Source organism: Paenibacillus sp. YPG26 (assembly GCF_023704175.1).
In the GTDB taxonomy this organism is placed as follows: Bacteria; Bacillota; Bacilli; order Paenibacillales; family Paenibacillaceae; genus Fontibacillus.
The window spans coordinates 2,044,235-2,059,104 of the sequence record NZ_CP084530.1 but is presented as its reverse complement, the minus strand read 5'-3'; the positions used below and the strand labels follow the sequence as shown (position 1 = coordinate 2,059,104).

Sequence of the window (14,870 nt, the reverse complement as noted above, 5' to 3'; positions counted from 1 at the left end):
AAGAAAGACTGGAAGTGAACGGGTTATTGTAAGAGGACAAGAACATATACCTTTTGAAATCCGTGCTTAGCGCGTTTTTTTTAAATATATCGGTGTATGTTTTTGTTCTATATGGCTCAGCAGACTATTTCTTCCCATCGGAATCTCTTTCTGCATATGGAATGAGGCGGCTTCTTCGAACATAAAGTGTGAAATAAGGAAGGAGAGCTGACTTATGGAAATCAAAATAAAACATAGCGTGGCCGGGGCTGCAGTTGGATTTATAGCGCTTAATGTATATTTGATCAAGACATTGAAGAAGACAATGGGTACCCTGGGTGAAGTGGATAAAACCTTGGCTGAAGTAAGGGGGACACTGGGCGGATTGTCTGAAGAGGCCAAACACCTCATTCGCAATGCCAATAAAATTACAGCCGATGTGAAGGGGAAGATAAATGCGGTTGATCCTCTGCTGGAGACGGCTCATGATGTGGGGGAAGTCATCCATCAAGTCACGGATTCGGTCCTGGGGAACAACGATGCATCGGAGATAAGATCGACTTCACCCGTATACAGTACCTCCCCTAATCTACATTTAAAGGTGAAATAGGATGTAAAATTTATTACCTTTTTTTAATAGGCTAATCCCGCAGGTTGCTGCGAGGAGATAAATTTGTTAATGGACAAGAACATAGTCCCATTGAAAGTCGCTATTGTAGCGGCTTTTTTTGTTTTATCGGTACAAGTTCTTGTCCAGACTCGAGGACGAGAAGTTGTACCGATTGATGTCTAATGACACAATCCAACCATGGTGGCTGTGCGTGTTTTGACGGACGAGTACGGTATCAGGACGGCATATTCTCTGCGGTCTGAATATTTTTCAGATCGAGCTGAATTTGCTCTGAAATATGGTAGGGATGGTATAGGCCCCGCTGCATCATGTAGTTTGTTATCTTCTCATGAGTGTCTATAGCTTCGTCGAGCTGTTTCATCATAATTTGCTTAATTTCGGGGGTGGCACATTCGGTCACAGCCATGGCGTAGTTTCTGACTCCGCTCTTGGCGTTCATCAAAAAATCCATTGCAATCACGTCGTCAGTCAATGTATTAAGCCCTATCATGTGTTCTAATATTGTGTTCATTTTTTTCTCCTTCCTATAGTGTGGCTTTGGACAGCACTCCACTGAGCTCCTGAAGCTGCTGCTGTGATAATTGGGCGTCTTGCTGCAGAATTTGCACGAGCTCCGGATCGGTTACGAGAGCTTGCATGGTTTGGGATTTGGTCTTGCAAACAGTCTTGAACGCAGCCATTTCATGAACTTCCAGCATCTCATGCAAAGCGTAATTGGAATTCATTTTGGATTTTCCTCCCGTTTATATAGTCATGGCTTTAAGACAACTTTGATGCAATCGTCGGTTTTCGTATCGAACATTTCGTAACCACGCTTGGCCTCGCTGAGCGGAATGACGTGCGTAACAATGTCGCTAGGGTCTACTTTGCCTGAAGTAACCAGCTCGTACATATACGGCATGTAATGAATGACCGGAGCTTGTCCGGAACGAATATTCACGTTGCGCTGCATGATGTCGCCGAGCGGGAATCCGTTATAACGTCCGCCGTATACCCCAGTGACCTGAATGGTGCCTCCTTTGCGCACTGCCTGAGACGCAATGATAAATGCGCTCATGGTGCCGCCTTGCAGTTTCAGACCGCTGGCTAGAAATTCGAGATCGTTCATCTTGCCGTCCATTCCAACCGCATCAATCACGACATCGGCGCCGCCTTTGGTCATTTCCTTGAGATGGTTGCCGATATTCTTATCCTGTTCGAAGTTTACGATTTCTACATGGTTCGTCCGCTTCGCATGCTGTAAGCGGTAATTGACATAGTCAACGGCGATGACCCGCTTGGCTCCCTTCAGCCAGCAGAATTTCTGGGCGAGAAGTCCAACCGGACCGCAGCCGAGCACGATGACCGTATCTCCATTCTTTACGCCAGCGTTATCTACGCTCCAGAATGCTGTTGTCATGGCATCGGCAATCAAGCTTAGCTTTTCATCCGGTTGTTCGCAGTTTTCGGGAATCTTGAAGTGGGTAAAATTTGCGAATGGGACTCGTAAATACTCGGCTTGTCCGCCAGGGTATCCGCCGGTTGTTCCGGAGTAGCCAAAATATGCTCCCATATCCCCGTGTTCGTTTGACTTGTCACATTGGCTTTCCAACTGATTTTTACAGAAAAAGCATTCTCCGCATGCGATATTGAACGGGATGATCACACGATCGCCTTTCTTTACCTTTGTCACGCCGGGCCCTACTTCTTCTACGATCCCCATCGGTTCATGTCCAATGACGTAATTCTCTTGAAGGTTAGGGATCATCCCGTGAATCAGGTGAAGGTCAGAACCACAAATGGCGGTACTGGTGATCTTTACGATCATATCGTCCGGTTTCTCAATCTTGGGATCCGGTACCTCTTTGACCACGACATTTTTAATTCCTTGATACGTTACCGCCTTCATGCTTCATGTCCTTCAATATGTTCATCTGGGGTTCGATCAAACATGCCTTTACGCGACGTATCATCCGGGAACAAATTCATCTGCCCGATCATCAACGTATTTTTCACCGAAAGCTGGTCGAGTTGGTATTGTTCGTTCAGCTCGTAAGGATGAAACCATTTTTTGCGCATCATGAGCTCTGAAATTTCTTGGTGCATGGCAATCCCCTGCTTAAGATGATTGCGAAGCAGCGCTCTTACATCTGGAGAAGCCGCCTCCGTCAGGGCGACGGACAAATTTCGCACACCTTCCTTGGCACGAAGGAGGAAGTCCATTGCAAAAGTCATGTCAGCCATCTCCGGCATGTTTAATGAATTAATCGGGTCTAAATAATCGGTATTCATTTGCGTTCCCCTTTATTGTGTTATTGGTGTCGGGTTATTCGGAACAGGTGCTTGGAAAGGAACTCTTGCGTAAAGTGCTTGCAGCTCGGTTATCTGCTGTGTGGATTGAATTACGTCTTTCTGCATTAACGCTTTTAGCTCTTGGTCAAATACCAAGCCTTGCATAAGTTTTGACTTGGCGAGGCAGAGCGTTTTGAAGTTTAACGCTTCATGTAGTTCCATCGATTCGTGCGGCGCTAGCGTTGGCGTGTTCATTGAGAAATTATTCCCTCCTTTTTCATCAGCGTTAGATTCTCCGGCTTCATCAGTTCTTATACTAAAAATGATTGTGTGGGTCCGGATATTCCCATGCAGTCGCAAGAATATAAACAAAATCCAAACCGAATATTTATTTCTGTTAAAGTTATTGATCTTTGCTCAAAGGAAGGAGGGTTCACAAGCTTTGGAAAGGCCCGGCAGCAATTGACCCGAGCAGAGGAGTTTTTTAGATCAAGCGCAAACTTCAGCAAACGAATTGGGCTTGCCGGACAAACAATAAACCACTATTGGTTCTTCACCATCGATCAGGCCCCATGATGTAGGAAACAACGGCAGCTAGTTTAATGCTCGCTCCTTCCACGGTTGAGTCCGCGGGACCGTCTCTGAATCAGGCTGAGACGGTATCATTAAGAGGCAGGCATTATAGAAAGTTGTAAACATATTATAGGTAATAGTAATATCCATTCAAAAATGTTGTGGAGGATATCATAAAACCTATGTTACCTATAGAAGAATATTTCGGTAAGTTAGAACTCGTTTATTCATTTTATGGGGCTATGCCTACAGGCGTTAGTGTATCAGAAACCGGGCGTATCTTCATTTGTTTTCCGAGATGGGGAGATGACGTTAGATTTACGGTAGCAGAAATTGTTGAGGGTCGGTTGCAGCCTTATCCTAATATAGAAACGAATTTGGTAAATCCTTTGAATCATAGTATGTCCTTCATCAGTGTCCAAAGTGTAATTGCTGATGGAAGGGGAACCCTGTGGGTACTGGATACAGCTGCACCAAATTTTTCTGAGCCTATTAAAGGAGGGGCAAAATTAGTCGCTGTAGATTTAAAAACAAATACAATAAGAAAAGTATACACGTTTGCAGAAGATGCAATCTTGCCGACAACGTATCTGAATGATGTCCGATTTGATTTTCGTGTTGGTGAATCAGGTTACGCATATATAACAGATTCTTCTTCCAAAGGTCCAGGTGCTATTATAGTCGTAAATTTAGAAAATGGAAATGCGTTTAGACGGTTAAATGGAGCAAATTCAACTTCACCCGATCCGTATTTTTTACCGAAAGTGGAAGGTAAAATTTTGATGAATCGAAACACAGATGGTTCGACATCTCCCTTTCGATTGGCTTCTGATGGTATAGCAATTTCCCCTGATGGAAATAATATATTTTTTTGTCCATTAACCAGTCGTCATCTATACTCGATCCCAACAGAAGCCCTAAGAGACAGAACGATACCGGATTTCAATTTACATTATCATGTGCAGTATTGGGGAGAAAAAGGTGCGTCTGATGGATTGATAACAGATGCAAAAGGAAACATATACGCTGGTGACTATGAAAACGACAGTATTCGAAAGATATTTCCGAATGGGATAATGGAAACCATCGCACATGATCCGAGAATATTATGGCCGGATACTTTTTCTATTGGTCCAGACCAACACTTATATGTTATTGTGAACCAATTTCATCGGCAGGCAAGATTTCATTATGGAAAAGACTTGCGACAAAAACCTTACAGTTTACTTCGTATAAAAATTGATGAATTACCTGCTCCAACTTTTTAAAAAATATTTCACTTACAAAGTTGATTTTATTTGTATAGAAATTGCATTACATGATCTTATGGTTAACACAGGGAATCTGATTAATACTTTAACTGCAACACAAGCAAGAATTTTGTTTTACCTTTGGAGGAAAGACGAAATACGAGACTATCAGGGTGATGCTCCTAAAGATCAAAAAACAAAACTGCCGTTCTACAAATGACGAGTAGAGCTACAGATCAAATGGTTAGAGATTCATTATACCAAGTCCGGCACTGAAGAGAGCTTCGAACTTTTCGCAGAAGACGTCGTGTTAGAATTCCCATGATCGGCGTAATGAACAATGGCAACTGACATCAAGGTTAGTTGCTGTTTTTCATTGAAGTAACGGGCAGAATAGTCCCAATATGTGGTATATTTGGGTGACTATTCATGAGATCAAAACATGTCTTTATAAGTTTTAGAGTGGGAGATGTTTTTTGTCGAAGAATTTGAAAATCATTATATTCTGTTTCATCGCCATTTTATTAATCGCTTTATATTTTTTGAGCATTGGACTAAAAGACAATGACATGGAAAGTGAAAAAGCTGAAGCTATTGCGTTTTATGAATGGGGAACAGCACCTGATAATTATTTTGGGATTGCAATATTAAAGAAGAACTTTTTTGGTTGGCATTTAAATGGTGGTGGTTTAACTTCAGTATCACCAAAGGAACATAAAATAGGATGGTCTTTCTTTGACTAAAATAGAGACTTTACAAAAACTGGAAAAATAATCGATCAGATACCAAGATAAATATCGTTTGAATTAATGGGAAATAAAGTGTTAGACTCAAAATTATCAAGACCTTGGTTGAGAAAATTTATTAAAACAAAGGGTTTTACAGAGCAGAGGAGAAACTTATATTTTAAATGTGAAAAACAAATAGCCTGTAGTGTATGATACTAAATAAAAATCCTTTTATTATAAAGGGCAGAATCAATTTATACATATGTACAAAATACGGGTTTTGTGAAGAAGTAGTTTATATCAATTGCGGAAGTTGTTTTATTCTCTCTACAATAATTGCTATTAGTGAGATAACCAAATTTTTTTAGTCATGAAGGCACCCCTTTATATTAAAAGTGTTTAATATTTAGTTCGCTGTTACTCGATACTTCTCGTTCCTAACCTAATACTCCTGCTTTTCCGGCTAACTTATGGCAGGAGTATTGGTCTCATCAATTACTCCCTCCTTAATCGTAACCATTACATAGTTGACTAAATTAAACCTCACTTTACGGAATCAATCCATCCTTCCCGAGACGGAGAAATCTTTCGTTCTCACGAACCTTTTTACAGATCGAATTTACAGGTAAAATTTGTATAGAATAAGTAAGTAACATCTGATTAAATTGGATATGAAAGGAAAGGAAATATGACGACCAATCAGCAAGCTTTGCCCGCTTCAGCATCTTCCCTGTTAAGCAACAGATTTGTACAATCGATTTTAGTTTCTACGTTATTTTTGCAGATTGGGATTTGGGTTCGGAATATCGCGATCTTGTTCTACGTCAAAGAGATGACGAATGATAACGCATTCGCGGTCTCTCTAATTTCGGTCGCTGAGTTTGCACCGATTTTTGTATTTTCGTTCATTGGCGGGACGTTCGCTGACCGCTGGAAAGCAAAGAAAACCATGGTCTGGTGCGATTTGCTTAGTGCGGTCTCCGTATTTGCGGTGCTTTTCGCTATGGAGGTCGGTTCTTGGAAAGCGGTATTCTTTGCTACTCTAGTCTCAGCCATCTTGTCCCAGTTCTCGCAGCCCGCCGGCATGAAGCTGTTCAAGCTGCATGTGCCCGAGCATTTAGTACAGAAAGGTATGTCAATCTACCAGACCATGTTCGCCGTGTTCATGATATTTGGTCCGGTTGTTGGTACCTTCGTCTACCAGAGTTACGGTATTGAGATGGCAATCGGAATTATGGGTGTTGCCTTCCTTCTCTCGGCGGCTTCACTGGCCTTCCTACCCCGTGATCGTCAGGAGCGAGCTGCAGCAGACCAGCCGCGATTGATTGAAGATATTAAGGCAGGCTTCCGATATGTATGGTCACGGAGTATACTTCGCAAGCTTGGCGGTGGGTTCATTGCTGCAGGGCTTGGTCTAGGTCTTATTCAACCCATGGGTATCTTTCTAATTACAGAGCGGCTTGGAAAGCCTGAAGAGTACTTGCAGTGGTTCTTGTTGGTCAACGGCATCGCCATGATTATCGGTGGTGTACTGGCGATGAGCTTTCTAAGCAAGGTATCTCCCCAGAAGCTGCTCGCATTCGGAATGGCTGTAGACAGCTTGGCGATGATGGCTATGGGTCTCTCGACAGATTACTGGTTCACACTGGGCCTGCAGTTCATTAGTGGATTTGTACTGCCATGTATTCAAATTGGAATTAATACGATGATCCTGCAAAATACAGAGGAATCCTTCATCGGCCGGGTTAACGGCATATTGAATCCGTTATTTATGGGCTCAATGGTAATAACCATGCTGCTGTCAGGCCCACTCAAGACCTTGATCTCTATTGTTCCTCTCTATGTGATTGCAGGCGTGTTCTTTCTTATAGGGGTGGCGGTCTTGGTACCGCTGTTCAAAATGAAAGGGAACATTCAGCCTGAACCGAATGAAGCCGCTGGTTAGTAATCCTGGCAACAATCACAAAAGCTCCTGCCATGGCAATTATGCATGGACAGGAGCTTTTGTATAGAAACAACCTAGATTTCGCTCGGCAAATTAAGAAGCAAATGCAAGTATGGTCAGACCATAAATCTGTATCCTGCTCCCCAAACCGTCCCAATATATTGGGGCTTGGAAGGGGTTTTCTCTATTTTCTCTCGGATTCTGGCGATATGCACCGTTACCGTAGAAGCATCCCCTATGGCTTCCATCCCCCAGATTCGCTCAAAAAGCTCTTCCTTATCGAATACCCGATTGGCATGCTGGAAAAGAAACAAGAGCAGCTCGAATTCCTTTTGTGTCAGCATGACCTCACTTCCGTTCACAAACACCCTTCTGGAATCCTTTTGAATCTCCAGGCCCCGAACGCTAAGAACAGTGCCCACTTCCTTCTTACCAAAACGTTCTTTCATCCGTTCGAATTTATTCAGATGCGCATTAACCCGGGCTACCAGCTCGCCTGAGCTGAACGGCTTGGTGATGTAATCATCCGCACCGAGGCCGAGGCCGTTTATTTTATAGATTTCATCTGCTCTGGCGGATACAAGAAGCACCGGGATATCTTCCTGTTCACGGATGGTTTTTAATACTTCAAACCCGTCCATACCAGGAAGCATAATGTCTAATATAACTAGGCCAAACTCTTCTTCCGCGAGAGCCTTGAGACCCTCGGATCCATTGTTCACGATCCTAACCGAGTATCCGCTTAGCTCCAGGTAGTCCTTTTGCAGATTTGCAATGCTTTGGTCATCTTCAACAATGAGCAGCCTTTTCATCATAACCTCCACAGCTCTACACTATTCTCAGGGATATCATTATCCGAGTTCCTTCTCCCACAATACTTCTAGCCCAAATTTCTCCCTCATGCCCTTCCACAATCTGCTTGGCAATAGCAAGTCCAAGGCCGCTGCCATCGGTATTTGTTCGAGAAGGGTCCACCCGATAAAACCTGTCAAAAATATGGGGAAGATCCTTCTCCGGGATCCCTTTTCCATTGTCTTTAATTTCTATTATGGCGGAAGTCCGCGTCTCCCTGAGTATTATGACAATCCTTCCGTCAGCCTTTTCCAAGTATTTCGCCGCATTGCCAAGAATGTTTTGAATGACCCTCTTGAACCTTTCACGATCGATTAAGACCGTGACGGGAGAAACTAGCTCATTAATAAGCTCGAAGGTGAAGTTCGCCTGTTCAAACTCATATTGGTATTCTGACACGCAATCCTCGAAATAGCCGACTAGGTTCGTACTCTGAAAATGATAAGGGAGCTGTTTTAAGTCAAGCTTGGAATATAAAATAAGATCATCAATCATCATATTCACCAGTACCGCCTTGGAACGGGCCGTTTCTAAGTATTCTTCCATTTTTTCGGGTGTCCTCGCTACCCCATCGATAATCCCTTCAATATAACCAATAATGGATGTAACCGGCGTTTTTAAGTCATGAGAGATACTTGACACCAAAAAGTTCCGGTTCTCATCATATTTGTTCTGTAGATAAATCGATTCCTTCAGCTTGAGCCTCATGAGTTCCAGTGTTCTGCAGAGCTCCCTTACCTCATCTTCGCCTTCCTCCGCAATCCCGAAGTTCAGATCGCCTTCACTTATTCGTACGGCGGCCGCCTTCAACCTGGAGATTGGAGTAAGCATCCCGCGTGAGAATCGGTAAGAAACCCAAAAATTCATCAGCAGAAAAGTCAATATGAAAAAGCTGATCGCAAAAATGCCAAGCAGTATGTAAAAGTCCGAATTCAGCGTTACGGGCGCTAACAATAGTAAAACCCCGTCTTCGCCAGTCGGAAGCTTGTATGTCGCTCGAGCAAACATATAAGTTGTGCCGTCCAGCTCCACAGTATCTTGATCGGGCATACCGCTGGTTAGCATTAAGCTTCTTTCGATATCAAGTTCGCTGAATTTTTTTGTGGAGAATAATACCTCCCTGTTTTTTAGAAGGATGGCACTTGCGCCCAAAGACTTAACCCGCGCAGACATTTCTTGCTGATACTGCTTATCCAAAAGCTGTTCGAACTCGGAGTTCATGGCTTCACGTTTGATCTCACTAATTCCTGTCCTGACCTCGAAGACTCTTTTCATTTCATGGACATACATCTCTTGGCCAAAAACTTTGGTATACACAGCAGCAAAAATGACGGCAGCCAAAACGGTGAAACCGATAGAAAGCAGTACAGTCAGCGCATTCATCATGAAAAAGCGTTTCGTTACATGCATTTCCCCTTCTATATATCCTTTCTATCAAACAAGTAGTAACCAGCAGTAAATAACATTATACCACAGCCCAACATGATTAAGATCTGGCGTAATATTTTATACACGTTAATTGATTCGGAGATCCAGAGCGTGTACCAGTCGAACATCGACGTAATGAAAAAACTGGAATAACTCGAAAACACGATATCTAAAAAGTTAAATGCGATAAAAGCAATAATTGCCAGAAAAAAAACGGCCAAACCCCCGCGGAGCAAATTAGACAGTAATACAACCAGAAGAGAAAATACAAAGACAGGAAAGAACGTCGCCATATAGGATAATACAACTCTAACGAATCCTAACAGGCTGACAGAGGACATATTAAACAGGAAACCGGCCAACAACGAGAGAATCATAACAAACACTAAGTTTGAACAAATGAATAATGCTAAATTCAGAACCTTTGCGCTAAAAACGCCGAACCTGGATACAGGTCTGGTGAGCGTTATTTTCATCGTATTGGACGAAAATTCACCGCTAAACATATCAATTGCCACAAACGTAGCAAATAGAGGTAATATCGTATAACTGAAAATCGATAGAACCAAGAACGGAAATTCGGTGCTGCCTGCAACCCGAAGTCCAAGCCCATGTTTAATCGCTGTAACCGCAATTTGTCCAATCACGACTGCGAATATTGACAAAATGGCGGCCGCAATTATTTTTTTCTTTTTCAATAGCTTGACCGCTTCAATGAAGAATGCAGCTTTAAACCCGGCCATTCCTGTCCACCTCACTAACAAAATAATTTTCAAGAGAAGAATAATTCGAGAGAATGTTATGGGTATAGTCGACATTGATAAGATGTCCCCCATACACAACACCGATTCTTGTGCAGGTTAGCTCCACATCATGAATCAAATGGCTGGAGATAAAAAAGGTTGTACCTGACTCGTGCACAAGCTGTTTGATCAGCTTACGCATCTCCAATATCCCCTCAACATCGAGTCCGTTAAGCGGTTCGTCCAAAATTAACAGCTTGGGTTTCGACAAAATTGCAGCGGCCAAACCCAGACGCTGCTTCATCCCTAATGAGAACTTTCGGGATTTTTCGTTCTTATATTTCAGCAATCCGGTGACTTCAAGACATTCATCGATTCTCTTCTGGTCCACGTGCGGGTAGAACCGTGCAAACAGCCTCAAGTTCTCATTGGCCGTCAAGTAAGGGTAAGACTCCGCTGTCTCGATGATACAGCCTACATGCTTCATCGCATTGACATAGTCATCTATAACACTGGCTCCGAATATCTTCACATCGCCTCGGTCCGGTCTCATTAGGCCTGCCATTACTTTCATAGCCGTCGTCTTTCCTGCACCATTGGGTCCCAAAAAGCCGAAAATATCACCTTGATCTATCGTTAAATTCATATTACTAATTCCTCTGCCATTGCTATACACCTTGGTAAGTCCGGTAATTTCGATAGCTTTATGCATGTGTTTCAACATCTCCCCCATAATGGTCAGGAAGCCGCATTAGCGGCTTCCCTTAACCAATTACTCTTCAAATACACGGCTAAATTCCCCATCATAATATTGCTGGTTGTTGGACTGATACGAATTACTATCGTTCATCTTGATGTTTAAATCGAGATAAACCTTTCCGGAACCACTCGGGAAGAGATTCCCATGTTCCTGCTCACCTTTTGCATTGTTATAAGTGAATGTGGATATGGAATTGGAACGCTTAGGATTGTACTCAAAGGTAAAGTTATACTTGTCGCCATACTCCGCTTCAAACCCGGGTTTCACGGTTTCGTGATACTTGCCCGTTACTTTGTCCTTTTCCACACTTGTAATCTCAAGGGTTCTCTCGCCAATTTTGATAAATTTGCCGTCTTTCTCAGTAATAATATTATTTTTATATTTTCCGACAAACTTGCTGCTGAAGCCGCCTGAATCAGTTACATTTTCGACATTGGCTCCAGTCAGATCAGGCATGGCAATCTTCGTATTTCCGATGTTGGAAAGCTTCAAAACGAGATTTAACGTCAAATCATGCTGTGTTCCGTTCTTATCCTTACCGGACAAGATCACCTCGCCAGTCACATTTTCAAGTAATCCAGATTTGTTCTCAGCGGCCGTACCCACAACCTTCTTCACAAAAATATCGCTCTCGATTTCCGGCATCTTCGCATCCCTTTGCATGCGTCCCTGATCATTAATCATCTTCTTGATGCCAAAGGATGTAACAGCATTCACTACCGCGGGAACCTGTGCCTCGGATAGACTTCCTGAATAGACTCTTCCGCCGTCAGCCCCTTCTTCCGCCTGTACATAATCTTTCAAATTACCCACCAGGGCGTCAACGATTTTTTCAATCTCTGGAGCTCCCTTTGCGTTGAACGGACTGTCAAACATATTTGTCCTCACATCATCTTCAGGGAATTCTGTCACATAATATTTGTCTTCTGTCTCGTTTTTCCAAATCGAACGCTTTGGGTCGTTGTACGAGTAATGCGTTGTTGTAATTCCACTAGAGCCTTGAGTCACACTCGTATTCTCCCTAGCCTGCTTTTGCACATCAAATTTGTTAGAATCGGATGACTCAAACATGGTGTGACCGTTATCTTCAAGTGAATATAGAACTTCTATCGTGTAGCTGTCTAGTCCCTTCTCCATTTGGGACGCAGTGTTTTTTACAGAACCTTTCAGCTGGTCGTAACCAGATCCCAGCAGCGCATCGGCGAAGGCTGTCGATACAAACAGACAGGCTCCAAGGGTAAAAGAAAGTACGGTAATCCCTTTTTTACTAAGTTTCATTGTTGGAACTCCTTTATTTCATATTGGGAAACGTTTCCTCATGATTCATTATAAGTGAGGACAATTGCATTTATCTAAATAACTTATTAACAAAATATTAACTAGAACCAGCGTTCTAGTTACATAGGGTTGACATATGCTGTTTCCACACAAAAAAGCTCCTGCCTTTCCATAGTTGGAAGGACAGGAGTTAGCTTTAATTCTTCAAGATGCCATTAACTATTGCGCTAGATAAACGCCATCTTTAGTTCATTCCATTCAAATATTGAATAACCGCAGCTTCAGCTTCATCCAGGTTATTCACCTTGAAAGTAACCTTGCTGCCCTCATCCTCATCGTACTGCTGTGAGGTATAATCATATTTGGGATCGTAATAATACTCCAGCATCAGCCTTACAGCTTCGGCGAACTGATCCTCGTTCAGACACCGGTCAATCTCCGCGGCAATTGGCACATGAATACGGGATTTAATCCTTTGAAAAGAAGCGATGTACTGCGCCTTATACTGCTGCGGCTGGTAATCCTGCAAGATCTGCTCCACTCTCGCCTCAATCGGCATCTCAATCCAGATCTGGGTTCCGGTCTCTTTCTGATGAGCCAGGAAGTTCGGCATAACCACCTTACCAATCCGCTTGCTTTCCGCTTCGAACAGAACGTAAGGCGAGTCCTCAAGCTTGATCAGCTCCTCAAGCAGCAGGCTGTCAAAGGTCTTCTGGTTGTTCGCCTTAAGGCCAATGTGACCGAATATAGATCCCCGGTGTCCAGCCAGTCCCTCCAGATCAAGCACGGGATACCCTTTCTTCTTAAGCCGGAGAAGCAGGTTGGTCTTGCCTGTTCCGGTATTTCCATGTATCACCAAAGATTTGGGCTTGAACTCAAAAGACTCCAGCTCATCCATAACCCATTTCCGGTAAGCTTTATATCCTCCTACCAAACGGTAAGCATGGATGTCCATTAGCGACAGAACCGTTGCGGTTGTGCGGCTGCGCATGCCTCCACGCCAGCAGAATACCGCTTTGTCACCTTCTATGGCACCGAATTCCCGGATAAAGCTTGGAAGCTTGGAAGAGATAATCTGAAGCCCCCGGTCCTTCGCGGCCTGAACACTGGTCTGTTTGTATAACGTACCTACTTCAGCGCGTTCTTCATCATTGAAGAAAGGGATGTTCAGACTGCCAGGATAAGTTGAATCCTCATATTCAGATGGAGAGCGCACATCGATCACCGTTAGCTGCTTCTTGTTCCTAAGCTCTCTTAATTGCTCTAATGTTATATCCTGAAACAATGTCGTCCACCTCTTCTTGTTCGATGCTTAACTCAGGATTATGGCCTTGTCATAATCACACGATTACTTGAATTTGACCTGGATGATCCTCTGTGACTTCACCAATGATTGCTGCCTCTACTCCGGCGGCTATCAACTCCTTCAGCAAGGAATCACTCTGATCGGCGTCCACCGAGATCAATAATCCGCCTGAAGTGACCGCATCACACAGGATATAACGATCGATCTGATCCAGCTGATCCGGATAGATAATACTGCCTTCCAGGTGAGCAAAGTTATTCTTGGTTCCACCAGGCACGAAGCCATTCTCCGCAAGCTCCCTGACTCTAGGCAGCACAGGCACGGCTTCTTTATGGATAATAAGTCCAAGCTTGCTGCCCTTGGCCATTTCAGAGGCATGACCGAGCAGGCCAAAGCCCGTTACATCTGTACACGCGTGTACCGGATAAGGTTCCATAATTTCAGCAGCAGTCTTATTGAGTGTGGACATGACGGTGACGAGCCGGGCCGTCTCATCCTCTGTTAACTGGTCCTTCTTAATGGAGGTCGTTAATACCCCCACTCCAATTGGCTTTGTTAAGATCAGCTTGTCTCCAGCCCGAGCCCCAGCGTTCGTTCTCACTTTATCCGGATGGACAGTTCCCGTTACGGATAGACCGAACTTTGGCTCTTTATCATCGATCGAATGTCCGCCAACCAGCGTTGCTCCGGCTTCCTTGACTTTATCACCTGCACCGCGAAGGATATCTGCGAGTATGCTTTTATCCAGAACAGAAATAGGAAAGGCTACAATATTAAGAACGGTAAGCGGCTTCCCGCCCATGGCGTAAATATCACTAAGTGCATTCGCAGCCGCGATCTGGCCAAACGAATAGGGATCATCCACAATCGGGGTGAAGAAATCAAGAGTCTGCACTAAGGCCAGATCGTCGGTGAGACGGTACACGCCCGCATCATCACTCGTATCTGTACCGACCAGCAAATTGGGGTTTGGTTCAGCCGCCGGCAGTGTTCGAAGAACCTGCATCAGGTCCGCAGGACCAATCTTGCATCCGCAGCCCCCTTTGGAGGACAGGGAGGTTAGCTTTATATTTCCAGCTTGAGACATGATGGACTCAGCTCCTTAATGATTAATAAGAATGTTAGA

General features: G+C 43.7%; 16 protein-coding genes. 4 read left to right on the top strand and 12 right to left on the bottom strand.

The genetic code is table 11. The features are described from left to right. Window positions 1–214: 214 nt before the first annotated feature. Window positions 215–589, top strand: coding sequence for a DUF948 domain-containing protein (locus LDO05_RS09685; protein WP_251375203.1), 375 nt, complete (start codon window positions 215–217; stop codon window positions 587–589). 235 nt (window positions 590–824) lie between these two features. On the opposite strand, the gene LDO05_RS09680 is transcribed toward LDO05_RS09685, so the two are convergent. The 5 genes from LDO05_RS09680 to LDO05_RS09660 are packed head-to-tail and all read right to left on the bottom strand — an operon-like array spanning window position 825 to window position 3,136. Continuing rightward, window positions 825–1,121: a spore coat protein gene (locus LDO05_RS09680; RefSeq protein WP_251375202.1), complete on the bottom strand. Its 297-nt coding sequence runs from the start codon at window positions 1,119–1,121 to the stop codon at window positions 825–827. A 13-nt stretch (window positions 1,122–1,134) separates the two neighbouring features. Then, on the bottom strand, window positions 1,135–1,335 hold the full coding sequence (locus LDO05_RS09675) for a hypothetical protein (RefSeq protein WP_251375201.1): 201 nt from the start codon (window positions 1,333–1,335) through the stop codon (window positions 1,135–1,137). 26 nt (window positions 1,336–1,361) lie between these two features. Then, the gene (locus LDO05_RS09670; RefSeq protein WP_251375200.1) at window positions 1,362–2,498 is read right to left on the bottom strand and encodes a zinc-dependent alcohol dehydrogenase; all 1,137 of its coding nucleotides are present in this window, start codon (window positions 2,496–2,498) and stop codon (window positions 1,362–1,364) included. Then, window positions 2,495–2,881, bottom strand: coding sequence for a spore coat protein (locus LDO05_RS09665; RefSeq protein WP_251375199.1), 387 nt, complete (start codon window positions 2,879–2,881; stop codon window positions 2,495–2,497). Before LDO05_RS09665 ends, LDO05_RS09670 begins: the two co-directional genes overlap by 4 nt. Before the next feature lie 12 nt (window positions 2,882–2,893). After that, on the bottom strand, window positions 2,894–3,136 hold the full coding sequence (locus LDO05_RS09660) for a spore gernimation protein GerQ (protein ID WP_251375198.1): 243 nt from the start codon (window positions 3,134–3,136) through the stop codon (window positions 2,894–2,896). Window positions 3,137–3,627: 491 nt separating this feature from the next. On the opposite strand from LDO05_RS09660, the gene LDO05_RS09655 reads away from it, so the two are divergent. From LDO05_RS09655 to LDO05_RS09645, 3 genes are all read left to right on the top strand, one after another. Beyond that, window positions 3,628–4,722, top strand: coding sequence for an L-dopachrome tautomerase-related protein (locus LDO05_RS09655; RefSeq protein ID WP_251378688.1), 1,095 nt, complete (start codon window positions 3,628–3,630; stop codon window positions 4,720–4,722). 470 nt (window positions 4,723–5,192) lie between these two features. Continuing rightward, on the top strand, window positions 5,193–5,447 hold the full coding sequence (locus LDO05_RS09650) for a hypothetical protein (protein ID WP_251375197.1): 255 nt from the start codon (window positions 5,193–5,195) through the stop codon (window positions 5,445–5,447). 673 nt (window positions 5,448–6,120) lie between these two features. Next, window positions 6,121–7,377: an MFS transporter gene (locus LDO05_RS09645; RefSeq protein WP_251375196.1), complete on the top strand. Its 1,257-nt coding sequence runs from the start codon at window positions 6,121–6,123 to the stop codon at window positions 7,375–7,377. Window positions 7,378–7,493: 116 nt separating this feature from the next. Here the strand turns inward: LDO05_RS09645 and LDO05_RS09640 are convergent, their stop codons facing one another. The 7 genes from LDO05_RS09640 to selD form a co-directional block, all read right to left on the bottom strand. Beyond that, window positions 7,494–8,189, bottom strand: a complete 696-nt coding sequence (locus LDO05_RS09640) for a response regulator transcription factor (RefSeq protein ID WP_251378687.1) — start codon at window positions 8,187–8,189, stop codon at window positions 7,494–7,496. 16 nt (window positions 8,190–8,205) lie between these two features. After that, window positions 8,206–9,426 (bottom strand): sensor histidine kinase, encoded by a 1,221-nt coding sequence (locus LDO05_RS09635; RefSeq protein WP_251375195.1) that lies wholly within the window; start codon window positions 9,424–9,426, stop codon window positions 8,206–8,208. A 221-nt stretch (window positions 9,427–9,647) separates the two neighbouring features. Next, window positions 9,648–10,400: an ABC transporter permease gene (locus tag LDO05_RS09630; RefSeq protein ID WP_251375194.1), complete on the bottom strand. Its 753-nt coding sequence runs from the start codon at window positions 10,398–10,400 to the stop codon at window positions 9,648–9,650. Further along, window positions 10,387–11,112, bottom strand: a complete 726-nt coding sequence (locus LDO05_RS09625) for an ABC transporter ATP-binding protein (RefSeq protein ID WP_251375193.1) — start codon at window positions 11,110–11,112, stop codon at window positions 10,387–10,389. Before LDO05_RS09625 ends, LDO05_RS09630 begins: the two co-directional genes overlap by 14 nt. Before the next feature lie 60 nt (window positions 11,113–11,172). After that, the gene (locus LDO05_RS09620) at window positions 11,173–12,438 is read right to left on the bottom strand and encodes a hypothetical protein (protein ID WP_251375192.1); all 1,266 of its coding nucleotides are present in this window, start codon (window positions 12,436–12,438) and stop codon (window positions 11,173–11,175) included. Between the two features lie 244 nt (window positions 12,439–12,682). After that, complete coding sequence (mnmH, locus tag LDO05_RS09615) at window positions 12,683–13,723, bottom strand: tRNA 2-selenouridine(34) synthase MnmH (RefSeq protein WP_251375191.1); 1,041 nt, start codon at window positions 13,721–13,723, stop codon at window positions 12,683–12,685. A 55-nt stretch (window positions 13,724–13,778) separates the two neighbouring features. Next, window positions 13,779–14,831 carry a selenide, water dikinase SelD gene (gene selD, locus LDO05_RS09610; protein WP_251375190.1) on the bottom strand — a complete coding sequence of 351 codons (1,053 nt, stop codon included), beginning with the start codon at window positions 14,829–14,831 and terminating at the stop codon, window positions 13,779–13,781. Window positions 14,832–14,870 lie beyond the last annotated feature (39 nt).